The following is a 20,417-nucleotide window of genomic DNA, read 5'->3' as shown; positions in this document are numbered from 1 at the left end:
CCTACAGGATAGACTTTTTTCAAAGTGTCTATTCTATAGGGTACATTTTATTACGCCCCAGCTTTTTGTTGTTCCATATATCATTTCACTTGATAACCTTATTCAGAACCCTCTATTTTATTCGTAATCTCATGATCTTTTTTCACTTCAGCTAACCAAGCTGGATATTCCTCTTGTAATCTTTCAGAAAGAAGCGTTTCCTTGATTTCCTCTTTACTGTCTTCTAAATTAGCTTTTTTTGCTTCCTTTTTACCGGTTACTTTTATGATGTGATAACCATAATCGGATTTGACTGGATCACTGACTTTGCCTATATCAAGATCAAAGGCAACATCTTCAAACTCATCCACCATATTCCCTTTCCCAAAGTATCCTAAGCTTCCACCGTTATCCGCCGTTTCTGTATCAGTGGAATATTCAGCTGCCAATTTAGCGAAATCACCGCCCTCTGCAATTTCCTTCTCAACCTTTTTAGCCGTTTTTTCGTCTTCGACTAAAATGTGACTGGCTTCCACTTGTTCAGCTTGTGCAAATGTATCTTTATTATCTTCAAAATACGTACTGATTTCATCGTCTGTAACGGTAATTCTCGGTTCGATCAGTTTTTTCGTTTGCAGATAAACCACGATATCATTTTTCAAGGCTTCCATGGACGAACCGCTTGCTTCCAATTGCTCTTTTAACGACTTTTCATCGCCATAGGACTCAGCCATGGTATCTATTTCTTTTTGGATTTCTTCATCCTTAATTTTAATTCCTTCTTTTTCCGCTTCCAATTCAACCAATTTATTCGTAATTAACAGGTCTAAAGTATCTGCTCCGTACTCTGCAACAAGCGCGTCATACAGCTCATCCTTACTGATTTTCTCGCCATCGATACTTGCCATTGTCTTATTCTTTTCCGTAGACGAAATCATCGCAAATGCCATGATCCCGGCAATGATTAAAGTGCTCCCTGCCCAAACATATGCCTTCGTGCTTCTTAATAGGTTCATGAATGCTCTCCCTTAATTTTTCTATTATGATAGCTTGGAAATATTAGTTCCACCTGTGGTATTTCCCATCATTATACTAACATACTTATATCTCTACTGATATTTTAGAGCATTTTCTGGCCTACTAACATTTTACATTGCTATAAATTCATTATTACAAAGCTCTAAATTATACCGTTATATTGACTTTTGATATATAGGTAATGGTGGCGAAGCAACGGAGATCATACGTCAAAAACTCAGAAAAAAGCATGGTATAAGGGGGATACCTTTACACCATGCTTTTCTTATATTATTTACGATGCATCTTAAACTCAAGGAAGAGTTCGTTGTAATGGGCCAAGTTTTTCTTCCCAAGGTTTTCGTACACTTCCAGCTTCTCTGTCAGTTCTGGTGATGGATAGAAACGTTCATCCTTCACCACTTCTTCAGGCATATATTTCAGTGCTTCTTTATTAGGGGTCGAGTAGCTTACATATTCGGCATTCTGTGCCGCAACTTTTGGGTCCAGCATGAAGTTGATGAACTGGTGAGCCGCATCGGCATTTTTGGTTGTTTTCGGGATGACCATATTATCAAACCATAAATTGGACCCCTCTTTAGGGACCACATATTCGAGATCTTCATTTTCAGCCATGATTTCAGAAGCCACTCCGGACCAAACAAGCCCAATCGCCGCTTCCTGGGTTTCCAATAGCATGCGGCTTTCATCTCCAACGATCGCTTTAATATTTGGAGTGAGTGCATCAAGCTTGGACTTTGCCTCTTGAAGGTGTTCTTCATCTATATCATTCAATGAATAATTCAAAGAGTTCAGGCCCATGCCCATCACTTCTCTAGCCCCATCCGTCAAAAGTATTTCATTTTTTAAATCTTTATCCCATAAATCCGCCCAAGCCGTTATTTCTTTGCCACCGAGCATCTTGGAGTTGTAAACAATTCCAACTGTTCCCCAGAAATAAGGCACGGAATATTTATTCTCCGGATCGAATGGCAGATTGATGAACCGCTCGTCGATATTTTTCAAATTTGGTAGCTTGGAATGATCCAGGGGAACCAATAAGTCTTCTTGTCTCATCTTATCAATCATATACTCAGACGGTATGGCAATATCATAAGTCGTACCGCCCTGCTCAATTTTAGTCATCATTGCCTCATTTGAATCGAACGTCTCATAAATGACCTTTATACCCGTTTCTTCTTCAAAACGGTCGATTAGATCCGTATCGATGTAATCGCCCCAATTATAGATGGTAAGCGTATTATTGCTCGTAAACCCCTGTGATGAGTTCAATCTTGAAATCGCATATAGCAGCAAGGCGGATACGAGGGAAATGATTAAAAACATTTGGACCAGCCTTTTCATCGTTTCCCCCCCATTCCCGTTTGCCTTGCACGTTGAGTTATAAAGTAATAAACGACAACCAACAATAGTGTCAAGGCGAACAGCAGTGTCGATAGTGCATTGATATTCAATGAAATACCACGGCGGGCCAATGAATAGATTTCCACTGATAGAGTGGAGAAGCCATTACCGGTCACAAAGAACGTAACCGCAAAATCATCAAGTGAATAAGTCAAAGCCATAAAAAAACCAGCAAAGATACCTGGTAAGATGTATGGTAGGATGACCTTCGTCAATACATCCCAACGGCTTGCCCCTAAATCCCGGGCCGCATCAATTAAGGTAGGGCTCATTTCCTGAAGTTTCGGAAGGACCAGCAGCACAACGATCGGGATGCTGAAGGCGATATGCGACAACAGTACTGAGTAGAATCCAAGCTTGATCCCAGCCATTGTGAATAGAATCAGGAAGGAAGCACCGATAATCACATCGGGACTGACAATCAATACATTATTCAATGACAATACCGTATTCCTAGCTTTACTGCTCGTAAAGGAACGAATTCCAATGGCTCCAATCACCCCAATGATCGTGGCGATCAGTGCAGATAATAAAGCGATCACAAGCGTATTCAATACAATGATCAACAGCCTTGTATCTTGGAACAACTCCTTGTACCACTCCATGGTGAACCCTTTAAAGTCATACATCGTTCCACCGCTGTTAAACGAGTAAAAGACTAAAAAGAAAATCGGTGCATAGAGTATGAGAAAAATCAAAACGAGAAACCCTTTTGATATTGGTGATAACTTACTACCCAATTTACACACCCTGCTTTCGGTTACCCGTTACAAACATAATCAGGAACATTATAATAATCAAAAATACCGCGATTGTGGAACCCATTCCCCAATCCTGTGTCACAAGGAAGTGCTGCTCGATAGCCGTACCAAGCGTAATGACTCGATTACCGGCAATTAGTCTTGTAAGCATGAACAATGAAAGTGCCGGGATGAAGACTACCTGGCATCCCGTCTTTACACCATCTATCGTCAAAGGAAAAATGACGCGGCGGAATGTCATCCACCGGGACGCTCCCAAGTCATTGGCCGCATCCAAAAGGGTGGGATTCATTTCATCCAGCGCATTGAATATCGGTAAGATCATAAACGGGATGAATATATAAACCGAAACGAATATGAAGCTGAAATCCGTAAAGAGAATTTGCTGCTTTCCGATTCCTACTGCCTCCAGAAAACCATTCGCCACACCATACGTGCCAAAAATGCCAATGAAGGCATAAGCCTTTAAGAGTAAATTAATCCAGGAAGGCACGATTATCAGCAAAAGCCACAACTGCTTATGCTTGGTTTTCGTTAACAAATATGCGGTAGGGTAAGCCACTAAAAGGGATATTCCCGTAATGAGGAAAGCATACCAAAATGAGCTTAAAGTCATTTTTAAATATACTGGTGTAAAGAACTTTTGATAGTTAATCAAAGAAAGATTACCTTCAATGTCGAAGAAGGAATAGTAAAGGATTAACAAAATGGGTGCGACAACGAATAAAGCAATCCATAAGACATAGGGTATGAAATAAATATTCCGTGATAGTTTATTCTGCATGACTTTCCCCATCATGATACGCTTCCAAACGCTTATCGAATTCCTCTTCAGTTTCACCCAATCGCATGACATGAATCGCTTCGGGATCGAAATAAAGACCTATTTCATCTCCAACTGTTGCCTTCTTCGTTGATTGGACAAGCCACTCATTCCCATCATGATCATAGCAGCTGATTTCATAATGCACACCGCGAAATAGCTGAGAGTCCACCCGAACTTGCAGTTTCCCGCGATTGACGGAAGTAATCTCTAAATCTTCCGGGCGGATGACAATATCAACAGCTTCATCGCTATTCAAACCTTGGTCTACACATTCGAACTGTCTGCCGACGAATTCCACTAGGTAATCTTCAATCATTTTTCCTTTTACAATGTTCGACTCACCAATGAAATCGGCAACGAATCGATTCAGCGGTTCATCATAAATATCCGTAGGGGGCCCACTTTGCTGAATTTTCCCTTTGTTAAGGACAAAAATCTCATCTGACATCGCTAATGCTTCCTCTTGGTCATGAGTGACGAAGATGAACGTGATTCCAAGTCTTTGTTGTAGCTCCCGCAATTCATATTGCATTTCTGTACGCAATTTCAAATCAAGGGCAGATAGCGGTTCATCCAGCAGGATGACTTCCGGTTCATTAACTATCGCCCTGGCAATCGCTACACGTTGCCGCTGACCGCCGGACATTTCCCTGATCTCCCGTTTTTCATAACCCTCCAAATTAACAAAGCTGAGGGCTTCCTTCACCTTTATTTCCACTTCGGTATTTTTCATTTTTTTGATGCGAAGACCGAATGCTACATTTTCAAAAACATTTAAATGCGGAAAAAGTGCATAATCTTGAAATACTGTATTTACTTGCCTTTTATTGGCTGGCACATCATTGATCTTTTTTCCCTCAAAGTAAATATCACCCTTGGAGGCCTCCGTAAATCCGGCAATCAAGCGAAGGATCGTTGTCTTCCCACAGCCTGAAGGACCCAGAAGCGTATAGAACTTCCCTCTCTCGATTTCAAAACTAACATTATCGAGAACTACCGTATCATCATCGAATTGCTTCGTAACCTGATCGAAGTGTATTATATTCTCGTTTGCCATAGCTACTTCCCTCTTTCCATTACCTTACTTCATCCGTCTTTACATAGACGATAGCAATTGCTTTGAATTCTATAAGTATGATTCCGTCACCACAAGCAATAACTCGGATGGACCCCCAAAATCATTGATGATTTGGTGTTCATCGGAAGCATGAAAATAAATTGATTCACCTGCCTTGACGAAATACGTATGTGTACCAAGCTTTACAATGACTCTTCCGCTTATTACATAACCGAATGTTTCCGACAAGGATGGTTCAAATTGTTTGAATTCCCCTTTTTCCTGAAGGGTCAGGCGAATCGGTTCCATTTCCTTCTCATTCGATTCAGGCACAAGCCACTGAATTTGATACCCTCGTTCCTCATCGATAAAAAATGTTTGTGCTTCTTCTTCATACACTACTTTTTGGACCTGATCCTCTTCATCGAAGAATTGCTTCGGCTTGCAGCCGAGTACTTCTAATATATTGAAAAGAGTTTCAATGGAAGGGGAACTAAGATCCCTTTCTAACTGTGAAATATATCCTTTGCTTAAATCCGTTCTTTCTCCCAATTCTTCCTGGGTCAATCCTTTTTTCAAGCGAAGGTTTTTTATTTTTTTTCCAATTTGCATCCTATTTACCCTCAATTAGTTTACTTATAGTAAACATGAAGTAGATAAAGTTTTATATAAGTAAACTTCCAGTTTAATTTTATGGATATTATTATACAGGAAATGCTGGAAACTTCAAACGGAATTTCCAGTCATGCAAAAAAGGACCGCCACATGACATGGCAGTCCCCCTTTTACAACTTCAGACAAATCTCTTGGGCTTTCTTTTCACCATCTGCAATACAGTCCGGTATTCCGACACCATTGTATGAACATCCCGCAAGTAAAACATTCGGAGAATTCTCGGAGATTTTCGCCTCCAGTGATTGAACGATTTTAGGATGTTTAATATGGTAGTTCGGCATATCTTCATGCCATTTCGTCACTTCACTTGTAATTGGAGTCCCAGAAATACTTAAACTGCTTTTAATGTCTCGTAAAGCCACCTGGATTAATTCCTGATTTGTAAGGGACCGTAAGCGTTCATAGTCCGGACTAGAGCTTTTATAAAAAAGCCTTACCAAAAGCTGACTGTTTTCAGAAGTATGCTCCCATTTCCGGCTCGTCCACGTACATGCATTGCAGATCAAATCACTATTATCACCTGCAATGAAACCTGTCCCATCATTAGGAAGCATGCTGTCCGGGATATCGAATCCAAGGTAAACGCTTATCATCGAACTATTGACTAAGCCGTCGAAGTCTTCATCCAACTCCCGATCACCCAATAATTTCTGGGCAGCGGTATGCGGTGTACTCAATACAATGAAGTCCGTTTCCAGCGATTCACCGTTTGCCAATGAAATGATATACCTCTCATCATTCTTTCTGATTTTTTCTGCCTTGACCCCTTTTATAATTTCCACCATATCGAGGCTTTCCTCAATACGTTCAATCAATACCGATAAGCCATTTTTAAACGAAAGGAACTTCTTATTTCCCTTGCTTTGATATTTCTGCTTATTTTCCGATAGACCGCGTATGATACTGCCATATTCATTTTTATAATCCAGCATCTCCGGCAGTGTTTTAGCAATGGTCAATTCATTTAATTTTCCTGAATAAACACCAGATAGGACAGGTGATATCTGTTTTTGCACCAATTCCTTACCTAAGAAACTTTCAAGAAATAAACCGATTGAGTCGTTTTTCGTAAACGTCTCATTCTTTGTATAGAAATCCTTTAAGGCATCGACCTTTCCTTGTGCAGAAACCAGATCACTTTTCGCCAGGGACTCCAGGCTCATTGGAATTCCGAATAGGGCATCTTCAGGAATTCCCTTCAGCACGCCATCGGTATGGATAAATGATTTTCCCGTCGCATTATAGACAACTTGATCTTCTAGGTTCAATTCTTTAAGAAATGGTTTTATATTTTGTTTCCTGGCGACAATCGAATCGGCACCCGCTTCGATTTTAAATGGACCATCATGCACTGTCCTGATTTTACCGCCTAGTTTCTCATTTCCTTCTATTAATATTAATCGTACGGAGAGACTGTTCGCTTTAGCAGCTTTTTGTAAATAATACATGGTTGATAAACCCGTAATGCCTCCACCTACCACTACGACCGTTTTCATTAGAATACACCTCGATTAACGAAATTTACATTAAGTAAAGTGTACCATAAGGCAGCAGCATTATTAAAAGCGACCCTTTAATTCATTAGTTTCGTAATGAAACCTGTAACAAATTGGACAAAAAAAAGACCTTCTCTCATTCGAAAAGTCTAAATACCCTCATATCGATACTCGTATCTCATTTCCTTATTCCATATCCATGTTCATATGATTTAATCTATATTCCATTATCTCCATCAACCCGCTTCTGCCTTCTTTATGAATTCCTGTATCCTGATACCCCGATTTCGTATAAAGAGTTTTGGCAATCATATTCTTGACGTCCACTGCCAGTACAATCGAATCCTTGTTTGGAAAAATCCCTTTTGCGAATTCCGGAAGGATTTGCAAGGCTTTCTTCGCAATCCGTTTCCCTTGATGCTTTTGATCAACAAGAAATCCACGGAGTAATATCGCTTTTTTATTGCTGGTGAAAGGGCTGATGTTCTCCCCAATGTGTAAAACGAAAAACCCGACCGGAATACCCGCAGCCAAAATAACGAAAGGGTGTCTGTCAACATCTTTTCGGCAATATTTCAGTGACTCTTCCGGCAGAGCCGAAAAAGGGGTTTGTGTATCCGGTAAATAAAACTGTGACAGCTGGTGATGATGTTCCGGTAAATAATGCGTTAAGGTGATGATCTCGATTTCCTTGTCCTGTTTCATTTGGCACACCGCTTTCATCAATTATTGGATACCTCAATGATTCGACGCGTCACCCTAAAATCCCTCCACTAAATGAAAGAAGCACTGCAGAATATATCGGCAGCGCTCCTTAAAATAATCAATGGGTGCTTTCATTGATTGTCAGGGCTTCTCGTAAATTGATTTGCTTGCGGAGTATATTGGCAACCTCGCGGGAAATTTGTCGTTTTTCAAACATATCCTGCACTTCGTCCCGTTCTGCCTGGATCGCTTTATAGAATAGCTCCCTTTCATAATCGACCATTTTACTAGGGATACGGCCTCTATTTTCACGTTTGCATTTTAATATCAACACTTTATACTCTTCTATGATCATCGAAGACGTCTCATGATTTTCAGAAGTGATACCCGCTTGTATCTCTTGGATGGCAGCTTTATACATCCTGATTTTAAGGTCTCTCACCTTTTCCAATCTCTCTATATTGATCCTTCTTATTTCACTTTTATTAGGGAAAAATAATTTAAAAACCCTCAGCATACTTCTTCTGAAAAGCGTTACGGACCTGAAAAAACGGAATTTCATCCGGTTTGTAACCGCGCCTTCCATACGCTGGATATATTCTTTGCATATAAATGCCGTTTCCCGGTCCACTTTCTCATCCTTAATAAGTTTATCAAGAAATCTTTGCTCTGCTTCAAGGGCTTTAAAGCGAAGACCCTTTTCTTCTTCCCTTAATGCAGCTGGCTCTTTCTCCTGTTCTACATAGGACAGTGCATTGATCTTGGTACAGTACCTCGAAATGATCGATAAAGCCGCTTCCCGGTTTTCATCTGTCATTTGGGATTCTATAACTTTAATCGCCGCTTGATGTGTGTGAATGGCAGCCGCTTTCGTTTTATCAGCCTGCTTATCCACGATTTCCTCTTCTTCTGCCCGTGCTATGATTGGCAGAAAAACACTGGCAACGATCAAAGTCAGCAATATGACACCTGCTGCAATGAAGATGATTAACGAACGCTCCGGAAAAGGACTTCCATCTGCCAACACATACGGAATCGAGAACGAACCCGCTAACGTTACAGCTCCGCGAACACCGGAAATGGTAATGATTCCAGCTGCTTTGAAGTCTGGTTTTTGGGCGCCTGCTTTTTTCGTCATCCAGCCAATCGACCAGGCAGCAGTAAGCCAAATGAATCGTAAAGCAAAGAGGAAAAGTGTAATGACCACAATATATAGGATCACTTGCCCATTATTGAAGACTGGATCTTGAAAGATAATTTTCGCAACGCTTGGAATTTGCAAACCTAGCAAAACGAATACAAGACCATTCAATACATATAAAATGACGGACCATGTACTCTTTGAAACGACCTGAAGTTCTACAGTTGGTGATATTTCCCGGTCTCGTTCAATGGCATGGACAATCCCCCCAGCCACTACCGCTAAAATCCCAGAAAGGTGGAAATGTTCCACAGCGAGGAAAATAATAAAAGGAGTCAGGATCTGGATTAACATGTGCATCGTAACATCTTCCATTCCTAAACGGCGAAGAAATACACGGAGCCTGATAATGATGAAGGCAACAATTGCTCCTCCTACAAAACCACCAATCGAAATCCATATAAAACTGAACGTTGCATCCACTAATGAGAAAACACCAGTGACTGTAGCTGCAACGGCAAATTTAAAGGCAACTAGACCTGAGGCATCATTCATGAGCCCTTCTCCTTCAAGAAGGTGCATGATGCTCTTAGGTAACTTAACTCGACTCGCCAAAGCGCTTACTGCCACTACATCTGTAGGGGACAAAATGGCTGCTAAGGCGAATGCTGCTGGCAATGGAATCGAAGGAATCATCCAATTAATTAAATACCCGCCTGTCCAAACCGTTATGAATACCAGGCCTAGTGCAAGCATGAGAATGGGTGCTCTCAACTTCCAAAGTGCAGTGCGGGGCACATTTTTGCCATCATTGAACAAAAGAGGGGCGATGAATAACAGTAAAAACAATTCCGTCTCCATCTCAACATGCATACCCAGGGGTAAAAGTGCCAGTATGACACCCAGTGCTATTTGTATTAATGGTACAGGTATAAAGGGTATAAAGTGGTTAATTACATTAGACACTCCAATCAATATAAGAAGGGCTAATATAACAAGAAAAAACTCCATTCAAACATCAAACTTCCTCTCTCATCTATTCTCATAACTATAATCGTAACATATTCAGACCCATCCATTCATGCATTTACTATTCTAACCTAGAATACTCCTGAATAATAATACCTTTTGCGTGATGGATCACCATGAAAATTGAGGTGATTGAATGAATACAAAATCGACTCAAATCAGCATCGGATTTCAAAGAAAAAAGCTGATTGGCTTACCCTAATCAGCATTTTGTGAAAAGACTAACCCACAGAACAAGTCGGCACTGCTTTATGTTAAAACACCATTTAGTTCCCCGGGACAAAGAGACGAAGGTGTTTATGCAGTACATTTGATTGAAATGGAAGGAGAAAGCCTTCTTCTCCATCGATATTGACTGCAAGTTCGTCTGTTGTGGATAAATTGAGCTTGGATGTTTGAATATATTCAATTTCGTCATGTCCCTTGATCTCTCCTTTCATTAAACTGGGAACGATCTTGACGATAAAAGGAAGTGATAAATCCTTAATGATGAATGTGTGCAGCTTTCCATCATTCACTTCCGCCTCGGGTGCAAGTTGTTCGAAACCGCCGACAGAGTTAGTCATTGTTGCAATCAGTAAATGAGCCTCACCCATCCACCTTCCCTGATCATGTTCAACCGTTAAAGGAAACGGATTCTTTTTAATCATCGCTTTTGCTCCTTCAATGAAATATGCAAAAGACCCCAGGCGGGTTTTTTGGTCTACGGATACATTATAGGTGGCCTCAGCGATCGCCCCTACTGCCAACACATTCATGAAATAACGGTCATTGATCTTCCCTATGTCCGATTCCTTAATATGCATGTCCTTTAATATCCCAATGGCCGTATTGGGATTCAAGGGTATGCCCAAAGATCTAGCGAAATCATTAACGGTTCCTAGTGGGATGATTCCGAAAATTGGCCGATGCTGCTGCTCGCCCAACCCATTCACTATCTCGTTCACCGTTCCATCCCCACCCATGGAAATGACAGCATCGAACCTCTCTTCACAGGCCTCCTTGGCAAAATCCGTGGCATCCCCCTCTCCTTCGGTTTGACGGACGGACACCTCATCATATATATCACCAAGTGCCTTTTCCGCTTTCGGCAAAATCTTTCCTGCCTTTTCCCTACCTGAAGATGGATTTATGATAATCATCACTTTCGACATATGCTACCTCCCTTTATTGTATATCTACTAGCAAGTTACCTCTTTACTGAAGTAATAAAACCACACGGACAATTTTTCCGATTGTTGAATAAAGAAGTTTGGCAGGAACTTTCATAATTGCTGCCGCTTGACGGTTTGCTGACATTTTGAACAGCTCTTATATGTTCATGGACTGTGAAACAGGTAATCATCACCCCTGAACCTCCTGTTCCTCTTCTGTTACAGTAATACCTATTCTAATCAACTTTAAAATTGTCTGTCCCTTTCGCCCCCCTTTGTTTTTCCCCCTTTATAAAACCCATTTTTTCTTCATTTTCCAAGCTGCCGTGAAAAGAAATACAAAAAAAGTTAAAAAAACTCCCTATCTATAAGGTTTTCAGACTCTTCTTGAAATAAATTTCAAATTTTCTGTTAAATACCTATACATTTTCCAAATTCGGGTATATACTGTATTATAACAACAAACAAACAACAATAACTGTACTATAAGGAGGGTGCGAACCATGCAAGCAAATCAATCGGAGACATTTATAATCGATACGTTTAAACATTGCCCAGAATGTGGTGAAACACATGTGGATCACTCAGATTCCTATCTGTTGGAGTGCGATCGCTGCCTTTCCAAACGTGAGGAATAAATCGATCGAAAAAATAATAAAACATTATAAAGGAGGAAATCATCATGCAAATGAAAAAATCCATTGAATTTTTTAACAATATCCCTGCTAAACATTGTCCCGAGTGCGGTGACCATATTATTGAACAAGCTGAATCCTACTTAATGGAATGTGACCGCTGCCTTTCCAAACGTGAAGACTAATTAACCCAAATCAAAAAGGAGGAACCATCATGCAAACTAAAAACCCATTGGAATTCTTCAGGACACTTCCGCCTAAACAATGTACAGAGTGCGGAACCCATATCACTGAACAAGCTGAATCCTACCTCTTGGAATGTGACCACTGCCTTTCCAAACGCGAAGAATAACTAAACCAAATCATAAGGAGGAATCATCATGCAAACTAAGAACCCATTGGAATTCTTCAGGACACTGCCACCTAAACAATGTACGGAATGCGGTACTCCTATTACTGAACAAGCTGAATCCTACCTCTTGGAATGTGACCACTGCCTTTCCAAAAAAAATGAATATTAATAAAAGATGCTGACATCAAGAAGCTCTATAGGTTTGATGTCAGCATTAACCTTGTATTAGCTTCCCTTTCTACATTCAAAAAAGGATGTCCTTGGGACACCCTTCATTCGTACTATTTTTTACTTCCCAATATATTTATCTACATATTTTCCACTGACTTTCCTGCTGCTGTACTGTAAGAAGTCCAATGCAAAAATCATGAATTCAAGTCCTAGACGCTTATCTGAACGCATAAAATCCGAACCTAACAGTTTTTCTAATTTTTCAAGCCTATGGTATAGCGTTTGCCGGACAATGAATAGTTGTTTTGAGGTTTCCTGTTTAGAACCGTTACAAGCAAGATAGGTCTTCAGGGTAGGCATTAACTCACCATTGTTTTGCTTGTCGTATTCAATGACAGGACCTAAATATTCGTGCACCGTTTCCTCCAGATTACCATGTTTATTTATGAGCGAAATCATGCGATGCATATGTAAATCCTGATAAAAGAAGCTCCTGTTATCCTCTGGTAATGTATCCTGAAGCAGCAGAGTCTCACGGGCCGTTTCATAACTTTTATAAATCTCGCTTAACCCTCGAACATGCTTTCCAAAACCAATGGAGAGCAAACTCATTCGATTACGCCCGCTAACATCCATTTTCATGATTCGATCCACTGCGCTTGTCACCCTTGATTTCCAATCTTCAGATGAACGATTATCACCTAAAATAAAAACTAGATGCTGATTAATTTCCATAGAAAATATCTGAAAGCCGTACTGTTCAAAAACTGTCTTAAACATTATCTTAAAATAGGTTCCATCTAATTTTGCAGAACTTCTATTATATCTTGGGTGTTGTTTGCAAATGCAAACAATTCCGCCATCCAATTGCATTTTCGGATCAATATAGGAAAGCCTTTCCCGGATTGCTTCGTCACTATACTCACCTTCAATCCAATTTGTAAGCCATTTACTCTCTTCCGACATTTTCTTTTCTTCAATATATAACTCCCTTAATAGATGCTGTGCCAAAGCGGTAGCCGTTCGATCCAAAATCAGTGAATCAAAGTCCGTCAACTCTCTGTCGTTGCTGCAAATGAGCAGTTCCGCATAATTTTCACCGAGCACTTGAATTGGCTGTCTATGAATGGTTTTATCGAATTTCGATTCTTCGTATATGTCCGCTACCATTTGATAGGTTATTTTTTTCTTCGTTTTGGGAATGCTGGCTATATCGTTTTCATTAAAGATAAGAATAACCTGTACATTTAAATAGCTGTGGAGAAATTTTAGAATTGGTTCATAATGGTCAATTTCGAGGAGATTTTTATTTAACTGCTGGGAGTAGTTTTCTAAGTTGGAGATCATTTGATATTGTTTATTAATGATAAGGGAATGAATATCCTGAGTGATTTCTACGAAAGGGACTTCCTCATGAAATAGGATGATAGGGAATTGCTGTTCATTTGCGAGATCAATGGCACATTGCGGCACGGCCATGGTGTCTGCGCCAACCTCTATACAGAGTCCAGCTGCATTGCATTCAATTAACTGTCTTAAGTAGGATAGAAATGTGTCATCGCAATCTTTCCACCCTAAACCGGTAGTCAGAATCAGTTCATTTCCATTTAACAAATGGCTGATTTGAGTGACTTCCATGCAGTGGACCCACTTCACTTGACGCTTTATCCCACTGCTACCTGCAATTATATCCGTCAGATTAAAATGCTTGCGTGTTAGAATTTCCTCGATTGTAATCGACGTATTCATCCATACACATCCTTTTATAAAACTGCTTTAAAATCTATTATAAACGGACAACCCCTAAATCTCCAGACACTTGTTAGAAAATCTAACGTCAAAATTCTACAAAAAAATCGAACAGGAACAAGAAAAAAGACCCATTCGTGAGGAATAGGCCCGGTTCATAACTATTTCAATGCAATTTTTTTACTAGCAATGTAGAGAAGTATTTCCTTCCTTCCGGGGTTTTGATGTTCAATTGCTTCCATTCCTGCTTCGTTCCTTCAATCAGTTCAAAATCGAGAAAAGCTCCACTTAAACTTTCGGAAACCCGGGTGATTCGATATCCTCTTTCAAGTAAAAAATCGATTTGTTCCCTTTCTAAGCGATACTCTTGATATTCGGACATTTCCATTCCCCCTTTTCATACGTTCTCTTTGCCGGTTGAAGCCGGAAAAACCATCTCTTCCTCAAGTTCTGGACTTTTTCCAATCTTCCAATCCCTGCCAACGGAAATTCCTAAATATTTCTCATCGCTGGGATCAATGATTTCAGCTTGTTCATATTGCTTGAACCACCAATACTTAGCTAATAAATAATAACTTGCACCGCCGAGAAGAAAGCCAATAATAAACGAGTAATTTGAAAAAATCGTGGCACCGATTCCGCCAATCACCCAAGAAATGATTCCTGCCCAATTCACTCCATTCAAATATTTATACTGGCCTTCACTCTCATAGAGGTCTCGTACATTCACCCTCCGTTTTCGGAGGAAATAGTAATCCGCTATCAGGATGCCGACAATGGATGCCAGGATTCCGCCTATTATTAATAGAACTTCTATTATGATGCCGAACAGGCTCCATGGCTGAACTACTATCCCAATAACCCCCGCCACAACGACTCCCGTCCAAAATGGCAATTTAGGACCCAGGATATTGGAGAAAATGGTAGCTGCGGGAATGACATTAGCCGTAGTATTCGTCGACCATTGAGCGAATACGATCATGATTAAAAGGACGCCGAGAGCAATTCCACTTGCTGATCCCTGTATAGCAACTACGGGATCATAATTGGAAACAGCCATATAGGAAACCGCACCGATAATGACCATGAACGTCTGAGTGATGGGATAGGTGATAATATTCCCAATTATCTGCCCCTTATTGCGCTTGAACCAATTTTTTTCATTTTTTGGTGCTTTTATATAGCGAGAGAGGGTCGGCATATCTGCAGTCAATGTGCCCCAAAATCCCATATTTGCCATAATGACGACCATGAAAGCCGTAGCGGCAGCCCCGCCAGTGACTGGACTTTCAATCCAGGACCATACATCTCTTCCTTGGGCCACAGCTTTATCGGAAAGGGTAAAATACATCCAGCCAGAAATTAAAATGATAACAGGCGCTGCCAAGTCGGCAAAACGTTCTATCGATTTTATTCCCATTGCCGTGTTGACCAATTGTAAAACGGCAAAAATGAGGAAGCAGGTAAACCAATTATCAAAATCAAAAAGGGTTGTAAAGATAGCATTCATTGCAGTAGCTCCAAAGTAAGTGTTAAGACCAAACCAGCATGAAGCTACAAACCCCCGTACAACCGAAGGGATATGGGTTCCTATCGTACCGAACGGCGCCCTCATATAGACTGGGAATGATATTCCATGTTCAACACCAATATCCCCTGTCATTGTCATCAAAAATCCGAGAACCACACAGGCAATGACCGTTGCAAGAACGACCCAGCCTAAGGATAAACTTTGAACACCATTCCCGCCAATCGCGAAGGCAGCCAATACTACAGCCATGCCCACCCAAATGAAACCAAATCCGGCTGCACTTATGTTTTTCTCACTATGAGGTATAGGCAGCAAATCGGGAGACTTTAAATAATCTTTCTTCTCACTCATATAAAATCCCCCTATATTAATTTGCAAGATTCCTTACCGAAGTTAGACTGAAAGCTTTTTCCCTGTATCCTGCTTCAGCGCCGCATTATATTTTGCCCGTTTCAAGAATTGCCCTTTTCCAGCTTCGCCTACAAATTGTTTGTCTTTAATGACGAATTGACCTCTGGATAGGACGGAAACCGGTTCACCTGTAATTTGCATACCTTCAAACGCATTATAATCCACAGCCATGTGATGAGTATCTGCAGAAATGCTCCTTTCAACTTCCGGGTCAAAAATGACAATATCAGCATCCGAGCCTACTGCAATCGTCCCTTTCTTAGGGAATAATCCAAATAGTTTGGCAGCACGCGTAGAGGTCATGTCGACGAATTGATTCAAGGTAATGCGCTCTTTCATGACCCCTTCAGAAAAGAGGATACTCATGCGGTCCTCAATCGTTGGGCCGCCGTTTGGTATTTTCGTGAAATCTTCACGTCCAAGGTCCTTCTGACCCTTAAAATCAAAAGAGCATTGATCTGAGCCGATCGTTTGCAATTGTCCCATTTTTAAAGCATTCCATAGCACTTCCTGGTTTTTCTTCTCCCTTAATGGCGGGGACCATACATACTTAGATCCTTCGAAATGGGGCTTTTCAAGATAAGACTGGTCAAGGACCAAATATTGCGGACAGGTCTCCCCCCAAATATCCACCCCTTTATTTCTTGCCTCGATAATCTTTTCAACTGCATCTTCACAGGTGACATGAACGACATAGAGCTGACCGTTTGCCATTTCCGTCAGTTTAGCTGCCCTTCCGGTTGCTTCACCTTCAAGCTCCGGCGGTCTTGTTAACGCATGGTAAATTGGATCGGTGTTACCTTCAGCAAGCGCCTTCTTTGTAAGATAATCGATGACATCACCATTTTCGGCGTGAACCATGACTAGTGCCCCAAGTTCCTTTGCTTGCAACAAAGTGCGGTATAGTGTGGCATCATCTGCTTGAAAAACATTCTTGTAGGCCATGAACACTTTAAAGGAGGAAATCCCTTCATTATCGATGATACTTGGCAACTCAGCCAATACATCATCATTAATCTCACTGATCATTAAATGAAAACCATAATCTATGGCGGCCTTTTCGTTTGCCTTTTCATGCCATGTTTCAATCGCTTTCTTTAACGGCACCCCTTTTTCGGTCAAACAAAAGTCGATGATCGTTGTCGTTCCTCCATATGCAGCGGCAATCGTACCTGTTTCATAATCATCCTTTGTGGTTGTCCCACCAAACGGCATATCGAGATGGGTATGTGGGTCAATGCCCCCCGGAAAAATATAAGCTCCTTTTGCATCAATGATTTCAGCCCCCTCAGCAGGCAGGTCCTTGCCAATCATTGCAATCTTCTCATTTTCAATTAATATATCTGCTTGATACGTATCTGCAGCCGTTGCAATCGTTCCATTTTTAATGATTTTCTTCAAATTCGATCCCTCCATCATTTTACGAAATCAACACTTTCACTGCCGATGCCCCCAAGTAATGATTGGCGTTCATTCCACGTCATTGGCGGTAATTCATTTGTCAATTCAATCATATCGATTGCCCCATCGACAGGACATACGATCGAGCAAAGATTACATCCTACGCAATCTTCTTCGCGCACCCTCAAGTAGGAGCTGCCTGATGTGTCCTTTAACATATCTATACATTGATGAGAAGTATCTTCACAGGCAATATGGCATTTGTTGCAGTTAATGCACACATCATTATTAATGCGCGCAACTACCTTATAATTAAGATCTAAATTCCCCCAATCGGAATAGCGCGGTACAGACTTACCGACAATATCCATCACAGACGATATCCCTTTTTCATCAAGGTAATTGGACAGGCCATCAATCATGTCCTCCACTATCCTAAAACCGTGATGCATGGCAGCCGTACAAATTTGCACTCCGGTTGAACCCATCAGTAAAAATTCCACTGTATCCTGCCAATTTGAAATGCCGCCTATTCCTGAGATGGGAACATTAATCATTGGATTCCTTGCACACTCTGCCACCATGTTCAATGCGATTGGCTTCACAGCAGGACCACAATACCCTCCATGAGCCCCCTTGCCGCCTACATGGGGAATCGTATTCCATGAATGAATATCCACTCCCGCTAAGCTGTTAATCGTATTGATCATGCTTATTGCATCCGCACCGCCGCGCACCGCCGCTTCAGCCGTAACCGTAATGTCGGTTATATTCGGTGTAAGCTTGACGATGACAGGTTTGGATGCGGCTTCCTTCGCCCAATATGTTTGCTTTTCCACCAGTTCGGGAACCTGTCCCGAAGCAGCTCCCATCCCACGCTCTGCCATACCGTGCGGGCAGCCAAAGTTCAACTCGTAACCATCGACACCTACATCTTCTATACGCTTGATGATTTCATGCCACTTGTCCTGTTGTGGCTCCACCATAACTGAAGCAATGATTGCATGATCAGGGAACCTCTTCTTCGTTTCACATATTTCTTTCAAATTCACTTCAAGCGGCCTATCCGTAATTAATTCTATATTGTTGAACCCGGCGACTCTTTGTCCATTAAAACTGACAGCTGCAAAACGTGATGAAACATTCAGGATGGGATCACCCAGTGTCTTCCAAACAGCTCCTCCCCAGCCAGCTTCAAATGCCCGCTGTACTTGATAACCCGAATTAGTAGGTGGTGCTGAAGCAAGCCAAAAAGGATTGGGAGATTTAATACCTGCAAGATCAATTGATAAATCAGCCATGATAAGCCTCCTAATTTTCATTATTATTAAGCAATATCCACCGCTTCACCCATTAAAACCGAGTCAATTTCATAGGCTGTCTTCTTCCCTTGCTGGGCAGCTGAAACAACCATTGCCTCACCTTGGCCTTTTTCGAAAATCACGTCACCGCACGCAAAAACCTTTTCATTCGATGTTCTGTAGGAATCACCCTCCAATGTTACGACTCCACCATCATGTTGAATGCCAAACTGTTCAATCAATCCTACATACCTCGATTGGCCTATAGCGCGAATGACTCCATCGACCGGTATGACGAACTCCGATCCGGAAATTGTGACTGGACGGCGCCGGCCATCTTCCCCAGCCTCGCTAAGCATCATTTTCACACACTCGATGCCCGTTACCTGACCGCTTTCATCCGACAGGATTCTGGAAGGATTAGTCAGCCAGTGAAACCCGACACCCTCTTGTTTTGCAAACTCATATTCAAAATCATAAGCTGTCATTTCCTTTTGGGTACGACGATATATAATGCTCACTTGTTCGGCACCTAGGCGTACAGAACAGGTCGCGGCATCGATCGCCGTATTTCCAGCCCCAATTACCGCCATCTTCTTCCCAATGAATTTATCAGTGATGCCCTCCGTTTTCGTTGCCTTGACGAAATCGATTGCATCATAAACTTCAGCCAAATCTTCTCCTTCTATTCCAAGCTTCGGAACAGCGGACATGCCAATAGCTAAAATGACCGCATCATAGTCGGCAGTCAGCTGATTTACGGAAACATCAACCCCGACCTGTGTATTCGTTTTAATTTCAACATCCAGACTCTTTACTTGTTCGACCTCCCAATAAGAAATGCTCTGAGGCAAACGGAACGATACAATTCCGTAAGTATTTAATCCGCCTGGATTTTTTTCAGCTTCGAAAATGGTTACACTGTAGCCAAGCAAGGCTAATTCTCTTGCTGCAGATAAGCCCGCTGGACCGCTTCCTACAATGGCAACTTTTTTGCCATTCTTCTTCCCGGTCTTAAAAAGGGCTTGTTTATTTTGGATGGCCCAATCTGTGGAATAACGCTGGAGATCGCCAATCATGATTGGCTTTGTAGAATGGTTCAGGACACATGCCCCCTCACATAACTCTTCAGTCGGACATACCCGCGCGCAGCTGGCACCGACGGGATTGGCCGTCATAATCGTCTTGGCCGACCCTTTAAAATTACCTGAAGCTATCTTCTTGATAAAACTCGGAATATCTATCCCTGTCGGACAGGCTTGGATACATGGGGCGTCATAGCAGTATAAACATCGATTCGATTCTTCCAAAGCTTCCCTTGGGGACAGCCCCCTCTCCGCTTCCTGAAAGTTAATCTCTAGGCCACCTTTTAACGGGCTCGTCATACTCATCTACTATTCTCCTTCCAAAAATTTATTTTTTCGAAAAATAAAAAGGGAGGAATTGCATGCATTTCTCTAATAATACAATCCTCACATTTAAAGGATTGAAACTACTAATCTTAAAAACTCAAATCCTGATGATTGATCTGAGAAATGAGTTATTCTTTATTTTATAATGTTAAAAAGTAAGTTACATTATACAAAGTGTAAAGTATTGCC

20 protein-coding genes are annotated in these 20,417 nt (G+C 41.3%); 4 read left to right on the top strand and 16 right to left on the bottom strand.

The genetic code is table 11. The annotated features are described in order from the left end of the window. Positions 1–98: 98 nt before the first annotated feature. From ACFX4L_RS14020 to ACFX4L_RS13975, 10 genes are all read right to left on the bottom strand, one after another. Positions 99–995 carry a foldase protein PrsA gene (locus tag ACFX4L_RS14020; protein WP_377384739.1) on the bottom strand — a complete coding sequence of 299 codons (897 nt, stop codon included), beginning with the start codon at positions 993–995 and terminating at the stop codon, positions 99–101. A 292-nt stretch (positions 996–1,287) separates the two neighbouring features. Next, a complete protein-coding gene (locus tag ACFX4L_RS14015) occupies positions 1,288–2,361 on the bottom strand; it encodes an ABC transporter substrate-binding protein (RefSeq protein ID WP_061461146.1) in 1,074 nt (357 codons plus the stop codon). Then, a complete protein-coding gene (locus ACFX4L_RS14010; protein ID WP_377384741.1) occupies positions 2,358–3,161 on the bottom strand; it encodes an ABC transporter permease in 804 nt (267 codons plus the stop codon). Before ACFX4L_RS14010 ends, ACFX4L_RS14015 begins: the two co-directional genes overlap by 4 nt. Position 3,162: 1 nt before the next feature. Next, positions 3,163–3,966: an ABC transporter permease gene (locus ACFX4L_RS14005; protein ID WP_089363939.1), complete on the bottom strand. Its 804-nt coding sequence runs from the start codon at positions 3,964–3,966 to the stop codon at positions 3,163–3,165. Continuing rightward, positions 3,956–5,065 (bottom strand): ABC transporter ATP-binding protein, encoded by a 1,110-nt coding sequence (locus tag ACFX4L_RS14000; RefSeq protein ID WP_061461144.1) that lies wholly within the window; start codon positions 5,063–5,065, stop codon positions 3,956–3,958. Before ACFX4L_RS14000 ends, ACFX4L_RS14005 begins: the two co-directional genes overlap by 11 nt. A gap of 69 nt (positions 5,066–5,134) precedes the next feature. After that, a complete protein-coding gene (locus ACFX4L_RS13995) occupies positions 5,135–5,677 on the bottom strand; it encodes a helix-turn-helix domain-containing protein (RefSeq protein WP_061461143.1) in 543 nt (180 codons plus the stop codon). Positions 5,678–5,850: 173 nt separating this feature from the next. Continuing rightward, the gene (locus ACFX4L_RS13990) at positions 5,851–7,236 is read right to left on the bottom strand and encodes a protoporphyrinogen oxidase (RefSeq protein ID WP_377405456.1); all 1,386 of its coding nucleotides are present in this window, start codon (positions 7,234–7,236) and stop codon (positions 5,851–5,853) included. 186 nt (positions 7,237–7,422) lie between these two features. Further along, a complete protein-coding gene (locus tag ACFX4L_RS13985) occupies positions 7,423–7,941 on the bottom strand; it encodes a GNAT family N-acetyltransferase (RefSeq protein WP_284469055.1) in 519 nt (172 codons plus the stop codon). A 118-nt stretch (positions 7,942–8,059) separates the two neighbouring features. Further along, on the bottom strand, positions 8,060–10,093 hold the full coding sequence (locus ACFX4L_RS13980) for a Na+/H+ antiporter (RefSeq protein WP_377405454.1): 2,034 nt from the start codon (positions 10,091–10,093) through the stop codon (positions 8,060–8,062). Between the two features lie 284 nt (positions 10,094–10,377). After that, complete coding sequence (locus ACFX4L_RS13975) at positions 10,378–11,265, bottom strand: diacylglycerol/lipid kinase family protein (RefSeq protein ID WP_377405452.1); 888 nt, start codon at positions 11,263–11,265, stop codon at positions 10,378–10,380. Positions 11,266–11,768: 503 nt separating this feature from the next. Here ACFX4L_RS13975 and yhfH (ACFX4L_RS13970) point away from each other — a divergent pair. From yhfH (ACFX4L_RS13970) to yhfH (ACFX4L_RS13955), 4 genes are read left to right on the top strand one after another with little or no spacing between them, the layout of a single operon-like run. After that, positions 11,769–11,903, top strand: a complete 135-nt coding sequence (gene yhfH / locus ACFX4L_RS13970; RefSeq protein ID WP_284469058.1) for a protein YhfH — start codon at positions 11,769–11,771, stop codon at positions 11,901–11,903. Positions 11,904–11,947: 44 nt separating this feature from the next. Beyond that, positions 11,948–12,085: a protein YhfH gene (gene yhfH / locus ACFX4L_RS13965; RefSeq protein WP_081108660.1), complete on the top strand. Its 138-nt coding sequence runs from the start codon at positions 11,948–11,950 to the stop codon at positions 12,083–12,085. A gap of 29 nt (positions 12,086–12,114) precedes the next feature. Continuing rightward, positions 12,115–12,252, top strand: coding sequence for a protein YhfH (gene yhfH / locus ACFX4L_RS13960; protein ID WP_081108659.1), 138 nt, complete (start codon positions 12,115–12,117; stop codon positions 12,250–12,252). Between the two features lie 28 nt (positions 12,253–12,280). After that, positions 12,281–12,421 carry a protein YhfH gene (gene yhfH / locus ACFX4L_RS13955; RefSeq protein ID WP_284469059.1) on the top strand — a complete coding sequence of 47 codons (141 nt, stop codon included), beginning with the start codon at positions 12,281–12,283 and terminating at the stop codon, positions 12,419–12,421. Between the two features lie 119 nt (positions 12,422–12,540). On the opposite strand, the gene ACFX4L_RS13950 is transcribed toward yhfH (ACFX4L_RS13955), so the two are convergent. The 6 genes from ACFX4L_RS13950 to ACFX4L_RS13925 all read right to left on the bottom strand — a co-directional run bounded on the left by ACFX4L_RS13950 (position 12,541) and on the right by ACFX4L_RS13925 (position 20,201). Then, complete coding sequence (locus ACFX4L_RS13950; RefSeq protein WP_377405450.1) at positions 12,541–14,172, bottom strand: PucR family transcriptional regulator; 1,632 nt, start codon at positions 14,170–14,172, stop codon at positions 12,541–12,543. A 166-nt stretch (positions 14,173–14,338) separates the two neighbouring features. Then, positions 14,339–14,554, bottom strand: coding sequence for a hypothetical protein (locus tag ACFX4L_RS13945; RefSeq protein WP_144529503.1), 216 nt, complete (start codon positions 14,552–14,554; stop codon positions 14,339–14,341). 15 nt (positions 14,555–14,569) lie between these two features. Beyond that, on the bottom strand, positions 14,570–16,054 hold the full coding sequence (locus ACFX4L_RS13940) for an NCS1 family transporter (RefSeq protein WP_377384754.1): 1,485 nt from the start codon (positions 16,052–16,054) through the stop codon (positions 14,570–14,572). A 42-nt stretch (positions 16,055–16,096) separates the two neighbouring features. Next, positions 16,097–17,515 (bottom strand): dihydropyrimidinase, encoded by a 1,419-nt coding sequence (gene hydA / locus ACFX4L_RS13935; protein ID WP_377405448.1) that lies wholly within the window; start codon positions 17,513–17,515, stop codon positions 16,097–16,099. Positions 17,516–17,529: 14 nt separating this feature from the next. Further along, complete coding sequence (gene preA / locus ACFX4L_RS13930) at positions 17,530–18,816, bottom strand: NAD-dependent dihydropyrimidine dehydrogenase subunit PreA (protein WP_377405446.1); 1,287 nt, start codon at positions 18,814–18,816, stop codon at positions 17,530–17,532. A 26-nt stretch (positions 18,817–18,842) separates the two neighbouring features. Continuing rightward, on the bottom strand, positions 18,843–20,201 hold the full coding sequence (locus ACFX4L_RS13925; protein WP_377405477.1) for an NAD(P)-dependent oxidoreductase: 1,359 nt from the start codon (positions 20,199–20,201) through the stop codon (positions 18,843–18,845). Positions 20,202–20,417 lie beyond the last annotated feature (216 nt).

The organism is Peribacillus sp. YIM B13482 (assembly GCF_042787975.1).
In the GTDB taxonomy this organism is placed as follows: domain Bacteria; phylum Bacillota; class Bacilli; order Bacillales; family DSM-1321; genus Peribacillus; species Peribacillus simplex_A.
This window is presented reverse-complemented; position numbering and strand designations above follow the sequence as displayed.

Bases quoted from the DNA above. Each gene is read 5' to 3' on its own strand.
- ACFX4L_RS14020 (WP_377384739.1), bottom strand. From the start codon at position 995: ATGAACCTATTAAGAAGCACGAAGGCATATGTTTGGGCAGGGAGCACT.
- ACFX4L_RS14015 (WP_061461146.1), bottom strand. From the start codon at position 2,361: ATGAAAAGGCTGGTCCAAATGTTTTTAATCATTTCCCTCGTATCCGCC.
- ACFX4L_RS14005 (WP_089363939.1), bottom strand. From the start codon at position 3,966: ATGCAGAATAAACTATCACGGAATATTTATTTCATACCCTATGTCTTA.
- ACFX4L_RS14000 (WP_061461144.1), bottom strand. From the start codon at position 5,065: ATGGCAAACGAGAATATAATACACTTCGATCAGGTTACGAAGCAATTC.
- ACFX4L_RS13995 (WP_061461143.1), bottom strand. From the start codon at position 5,677: ATGCAAATTGGAAAAAAAATAAAAAACCTTCGCTTGAAAAAAGGATTG.
- ACFX4L_RS13990 (WP_377405456.1), bottom strand. From the start codon at position 7,236: ATGAAAACGGTCGTAGTGGTAGGTGGAGGCATTACGGGTTTATCAACC.
- ACFX4L_RS13985 (WP_284469055.1), bottom strand. From the start codon at position 7,941: ATGAAACAGGACAAGGAAATCGAGATCATCACCTTAACGCATTATTTA.
- ACFX4L_RS13980 (WP_377405454.1), bottom strand. From the start codon at position 10,093: ATGGAGTTTTTTCTTGTTATATTAGCCCTTCTTATATTGATTGGAGTG.
- ACFX4L_RS13975 (WP_377405452.1), bottom strand. From the start codon at position 11,265: ATGTCGAAAGTGATGATTATCATAAATCCATCTTCAGGTAGGGAAAAG.
- yhfH (WP_284469058.1), top strand. From the start codon at position 11,769: ATGCAAGCAAATCAATCGGAGACATTTATAATCGATACGTTTAAACAT.
- yhfH (WP_081108660.1), top strand. From the start codon at position 11,948: ATGCAAATGAAAAAATCCATTGAATTTTTTAACAATATCCCTGCTAAA.
- yhfH (WP_081108659.1), top strand. From the start codon at position 12,115: ATGCAAACTAAAAACCCATTGGAATTCTTCAGGACACTTCCGCCTAAA.
- yhfH (WP_284469059.1), top strand. From the start codon at position 12,281: ATGCAAACTAAGAACCCATTGGAATTCTTCAGGACACTGCCACCTAAA.
- ACFX4L_RS13950 (WP_377405450.1), bottom strand. From the start codon at position 14,172: ATGAATACGTCGATTACAATCGAGGAAATTCTAACACGCAAGCATTTT.
- ACFX4L_RS13945 (WP_144529503.1), bottom strand. From the start codon at position 14,554: ATGTCCGAATATCAAGAGTATCGCTTAGAAAGGGAACAAATCGATTTT.
- ACFX4L_RS13940 (WP_377384754.1), bottom strand. From the start codon at position 16,054: ATGAGTGAGAAGAAAGATTATTTAAAGTCTCCCGATTTGCTGCCTATA.
- preA (WP_377405446.1), bottom strand. From the start codon at position 18,816: ATGGCTGATTTATCAATTGATCTTGCAGGTATTAAATCTCCCAATCCT.
- ACFX4L_RS13925 (WP_377405477.1), bottom strand. From the start codon at position 20,201: ATGACGAGCCCGTTAAAAGGTGGCCTAGAGATTAACTTTCAGGAAGCG.